Here is a 4,420-nt window from a genome sequence, read left to right as displayed (position 1 = left end):
GGCCATCGCTTTCTTCTCCTTCGATCTTGACTTCGCAATCACGAAGGATCACGCGATGGCCGTCCTCATTTCACGACGCCACGCCTCTACCAGCGGAAACTCTTACACCACTCCCGTGGACGCAACCCGGTCGTACATGGGGCTGATCGACGTGGGTCCGGCTCAAGCCTTGGTCCTGGGCGATACTCCGGCTCTCACAACCTTCCTCGCCGAGCGGAAGGCTCTCGTCCGATGGGTCGGCGCGGACTCGGAAGAGGGCATCGTCCACGCGGCTATGGAGGTGATGGACGCAGAGTCAGCGCCCGAAGACGAGGCACTGACGTGGACGATTGAGGAGCCGCTGATCCTCTTCGACTCCGTGCTCGGGCATCAGGACATCCCTTCGTGGGAGCATCTGCGTGTCGACCTCACCCCTGGGCGGTACACGGTGCGCGCCGCCTACGTGGAGCATCCGAGGGCACATCTGATTCTCGTGCGCTTCGGGCCTTCGACCTCACCCGACCATCGCTTCTCCGTCGAGGCCCAGGCGCCCGCGTAGAGTCGCCCGAGATCACGAGAAGTGCACGTCACGCCCCGCCGGCAGCCGCCTTCGGCGCGGACCTGCGCGCAGCGATCAACCCGATGACCATGACCAGCCCGTACACGAGGAACGGCCAGCCATATGGCCGACGGGGCGTCCACGCGTCAAAGGTGATCAACACGCCGGTCACAGTGACGACCGCCGTCAGCGCCCAGCCGACAACTCGGCCCGCAGAACGGGTACGCCGCCGTTTCAGCAGGAGCATCAGGGCGATGGCCGTGACGATCCCCGGCCAGGCCATCAGGACGTAATCCCAGGCGTAGTCGTAGTTCCAGCCGTAGGTGGGGTCATCGTGCCTCTGGCCGACGATTGCGTCTTTCAGCACCCCGTACAGAGAAGTCCCGACAAGGGAGAGCGGAAAGGCCATCAGGGCCATGGTCAGCACTCCATACATGGCATCGCCGAGATAGCCCTCTTCGGTCATCCAGGTAAGCGTGAGCACGGCCGCCGCGTACGCACATACGGTCAAGGCCACGGGTAGGCCACGAACATGGGCGATGACCCGGATCATGAGATGCCTTCGAAATCGGTCACTTCGCCATTGTGACCATGCGCCGCGGAATATCGGGGGCGAATGTGCCGATCACGAGCGTGCCAAATCCCGGCAACGCTGTCGCGCGGGAGTCGAAGGTTTCCGGTCTTGAACTCGCCTTCACCAGCGGTTGCAGAGCCACCTTACGGTTGAGGCCGCAGCAGGGCGACCGATCTGGTCCCGATCTTGAAAGTCGCGCACGTACGCAGGCGGTCGGCGCGCGGCGCCTTGCGTCCGCGGACCGCCACCGCGATCACGGCGTTCTCGTCGAGCACCGCGCCCAGGGTGTTGAGCATGCCCGCGGCTCCGTCGGCGCCGTTGGGTCCGCGCCAGGATGTCTGTTCGCCGTAGGGCGCGTCGGTGATCACCACGTCCGGCCGGTGTCCGTCGAGGAGTTGGCGGAGCCGGTCGGCGTCGAACACGTCGGCCTGATAGACGGCGTTGGGCAGGTCACCGCCGTCGGCGCTCAGCGCGGTTGCGATCCGGTGTGCCGCCTCGGCCGCCGAGGTGTAGGAGGCGCGGCCCCAGCGCTCGGCCTGCTCGGCGAGATGGGCGGCACGTGCCATCAGCCCGGCTCGCCGTCAGCAGGGCCAGATTCCGTTCCGCGAGCCCGACGGCGGCCGGATCGACGTCCGAGGCCAGCACGGCCGAGATCCGGCGACGATGCAGCAGCCCGATCACGGTCAGCAGGTAGCCGCTGCCGCAGCACGGATCCCACACCGTGGCGCGGCCGCCGCCCCGTAGCTCCATCGCGCGCTGGACCATCTCGCTGGCCAGCCGGACCGGAAAGGCGGGGAACCCCGGAGCCGAGTGCAACACCGCGCCGCTGGCGAGATCGGCGTAGTCGTCCCGGACGGTCGCGTGCCGGTAGGTCACACGCCGGCCTCGCGCGGGACCACCGTCTCCACCTTGGCGAACCCGTCTGCGAGGAACTGGTCGACGCCTGTCACGTTTTGGGACGATATCAGCGTCGTCAACCGATTTTCGGGGCTCGTCGCGAGGCGTCTCCGAGCTCAGCGGTCGCGGCGGCGCCGGAACCTGCCGCTCACTCCGCCGAACAGCGCCATGCCCTTGATCACGACCACCGGCGCCGACGGGTCGACGTCCGGGCTGTTGTGCACGTCGTAGCCGCCGAAGATGCCGACGCCCTGGCAGCGCACCTCGACCCCCTCCGGCAGGATGATCTCGGCCCCGCCGAAGATGGCGTTGATCGTGATCTCGACCTCTTTCGCCTCGAACTCGGCTTCGGTCAGGTCGAACCGCACGCCGCCGAAGACGGCCAGTGCCTTGGTCTCCCGTCGTACCCGCCAGCGGCCCCTGCGGTCGGCGCCGCCGAAGATGGCGACGATGTTGTCCGGCTCGGTGCTCCCGCTCGGCGGCGCGTAGGACACCGGGCTCGCCGCCGGTCGCTGCCGCTCGACCTGGAGGTCGTGGGTGAGGACCTCGAGCTCTCCCACGGTCTTGGCCTGGTAGAGGCTGTCCAGCCGCTCGGAGTACTCCTCGTGGCTCAGCTGGCCCGTGCTCAGGGCTTCCCCGAGCAGGGCGGCGACCTGGTCCCTGTTGCTGTCCGAGGCGCGCAGGTGAGACGTCGGGGAGTCCCGGCGCTGAGGGGGATTTTCCATGCTGGTCACGATAGTTCTCATTCGACCCGACAGGGAGTTCGTCCCGCTTCGAAATGTTCTTGTAGCCGGCCGTCGAGGAACCGGGTGATGCCGCGGGCGCGGTCGCCGCTCAGCGTGAGCACGATGACCCCGGTGGGTTCGCCGTCGAGGGAGCAGGTGAACGCCGGTTGCCCATTGGCGCGGGTGGGCTCCAGCTCCAGGCGCCGGCCCGCCCGCCACGCGGCGCTCGCCCGCAGGAACGCGGTGATCGCCACCACACCGTGGTATTCGTGCGGCGCGGGCGGCATGGACAGCCACGCGTCGTCGGTGAGCAGGGCGACCAGGGCGTCGATGTCGTCGCCGGTGAAGGCCTCGGCGAAGCGGCGGACCAGATGCCGCTCCTGCGCCGGCCCCTGCGCCGGCGGCTCGGCACGGCGATGGCCGACCGAGGCCCGTGCCCGCTGCAGCAGACCCTTGACGGCCGTCGGGGTGGTGCCCAGCATCGGCGCGACCTCGCTCAGTGGGTAGCCGAGCACGTCGCAGAGCACCAGGACCGCGGCCTGCCTCGGCGGGATCCGCTGGAGCGCGGCGACGAAGGCCAGCTCGACCGCCTCCCGCGCCGTGTAGCGCGCCTCGGGGCCGGGGGCGGTGTCCGGCACGAACTCGAGCAGGGCGTCCGGGTACGGCTGCAGCCACCGTACGTCGCCGTGCCGGCTGGGCTCGGGCGGCTGGAACGGCGGGCTGGGCGCGGGCGGCATCCGCCTGCCGCGGTCGCGTAGCGCGTTGAGGCACCGGTTGGTGGCGATGCGGTAGAGCCACGACCGCGACGACGCGCGGCCCTGGAAGCCGTCCAGGCCGCGCCAGGCCGCCAGCAACGTCTCCTGCAGCACGTCTTCCGCGTCGGCCAGCGAGCCCAGCAGGCGGTAGCAGTGCAGCAGCAGTTCCTGCCGGTACGCCGTGAGCTCTTCGAACGCGATTTCCGCCACGAGCGTTCCGTTCCGCGGGTCTCCGGTGTCGTACAAGGCAGCACCGGAAGGAGACATGATGACCAGCTCAGCATTGCAGATCGCGCTCGCCTACCACCGCGCGTGGACCGGCGGGGACCTCGACCTCGCGACCGGCTACATCGCCGACGAGGTCGTGCTCGACGCCCCGGCGGGACGGCTCGTCGGGATCCGGGCGTACCGGGACTTCCTGGCGCCTTTCGCTGAACGCTTCCTCGTCAGGACGGAGATGATCGCGGCGTTCGGCGACGACGACAGGGCCCTGATGATGTACGACGCGGAGACGATCCCGGCGAGGAGCGCGCCCGCTGCCGAATGCGTCACGGTCCGCGACGGAAAGATCGTCTACAACCGGTTCGTCTTCGACCGCACGCCGTTCGACGAGTTCCGCCGCCGGCAGGCCCAGGCCGGCGCCGCTCAGGGCTAGGTCCTGTTTCTCGGATTTCCTGACGTGATCACGGTGTGGCTTCCACCCTGGTCGGTGTGGGAGGCCGAGGGGACTTAACCAAGGCGGAGTGGGAGCGGCTGAAGCCGTTGCTCCCACCCGCAGGAGCACGCGGTGGCAGGTGGAGCGACCACCGCACGGTCATCAACGGCGTGCTGTACCGGGCGCGGACCGGAGTGCCGTGGCGGGACCTGCCAGAACGCTTCGGACCGTGGCTGACGGTGTACAAGCGGCATCGCCGCTGGTCAGCTGACGGAA

The 4,420-nt window shown here is 68.9% G+C and carries 8 protein-coding genes; 3 read left to right on the top strand and 5 right to left on the bottom strand.

All coding sequences use genetic code 11. The features are described 5' to 3' along the window. Positions 1–538, top strand: a 538-nt coding sequence (locus FLW16_RS42695) for an Imm21 family immunity protein (RefSeq protein WP_142566686.1), incomplete at its 5' end; no start/stop codon positions are given. Positions 539–566: 28 nt separating this feature from the next. Here FLW16_RS42695 and FLW16_RS42690 read toward each other — a convergent pair. The 5 genes from FLW16_RS42690 to FLW16_RS42675 form a co-directional block, all read right to left on the bottom strand. Beyond that, on the bottom strand, positions 567–1,004 hold the full coding sequence (locus FLW16_RS42690) for a hypothetical protein (protein WP_142566685.1): 438 nt from the start codon (positions 1,002–1,004) through the stop codon (positions 567–569). Between the two features lie 251 nt (positions 1,005–1,255). Further along, a complete protein-coding gene (locus tag FLW16_RS46085; RefSeq protein ID WP_312847198.1) occupies positions 1,256–1,678 on the bottom strand; it encodes a hypothetical protein in 423 nt (140 codons plus the stop codon). Next, positions 1,563–1,931 (bottom strand): hypothetical protein, encoded by a 369-nt coding sequence (locus FLW16_RS46080; RefSeq protein WP_312847199.1) that lies wholly within the window; start codon positions 1,929–1,931, stop codon positions 1,563–1,565. The genes FLW16_RS46085 and FLW16_RS46080 overlap by 116 nt, the downstream gene beginning before the upstream one ends. 194 nt (positions 1,932–2,125) lie before the next feature. Then, on the bottom strand, positions 2,126–2,734 hold the full coding sequence (locus FLW16_RS42680) for a DUF1707 domain-containing protein (RefSeq protein WP_142566684.1): 609 nt from the start codon (positions 2,732–2,734) through the stop codon (positions 2,126–2,128). A 17-nt stretch (positions 2,735–2,751) separates the two neighbouring features. Then, on the bottom strand, positions 2,752–3,699 hold the full coding sequence (locus tag FLW16_RS42675; RefSeq protein WP_221891599.1) for an RNA polymerase subunit sigma-70: 948 nt from the start codon (positions 3,697–3,699) through the stop codon (positions 2,752–2,754). A gap of 58 nt (positions 3,700–3,757) precedes the next feature. Here FLW16_RS42675 and FLW16_RS42670 point away from each other — a divergent pair, with 58 nt between their 5' ends. Together FLW16_RS42670 and FLW16_RS42665 are read left to right on the top strand one after the other, a co-directional pair. After that, positions 3,758–4,144: a nuclear transport factor 2 family protein gene (locus FLW16_RS42670; protein WP_142566682.1), complete on the top strand. Its 387-nt coding sequence runs from the start codon at positions 3,758–3,760 to the stop codon at positions 4,142–4,144. 56 nt (positions 4,145–4,200) lie between these two features. After that, on the top strand, positions 4,201–4,420 hold a 220-nt coding region (locus FLW16_RS42665), incomplete at its 3' end, for a transposase (protein WP_142566687.1).

The sequence above is a fragment of the Microbispora sp. KK1-11 genome (assembly GCF_006874435.1).
Lineage (GTDB): Bacteria > Actinomycetota > Actinomycetes > Streptosporangiales > Streptosporangiaceae > Microbispora > Microbispora catharanthi.
Note: the sequence above shows the minus strand (reverse complement) of the source record. Positions and strands in the feature narration are given on the sequence as shown.

Bases quoted from the DNA above. Each gene is read 5' to 3' on its own strand.
- FLW16_RS42690 (WP_142566685.1), bottom strand. From the start codon at position 1,004: ATGACCGAAGAGGGCTATCTCGGCGATGCCATGTATGGAGTGCTGACC.
- FLW16_RS46085 (WP_312847198.1), bottom strand. From the start codon at position 1,678: ATGGCACGTGCCGCCCATCTCGCCGAGCAGGCCGAGCGCTGGGGCCGC.
- FLW16_RS42680 (WP_142566684.1), bottom strand. From the start codon at position 2,734: ATGGAAAATCCCCCTCAGCGCCGGGACTCCCCGACGTCTCACCTGCGC.
- FLW16_RS42670 (WP_142566682.1), top strand. From the start codon at position 3,758: ATGACCAGCTCAGCATTGCAGATCGCGCTCGCCTACCACCGCGCGTGG.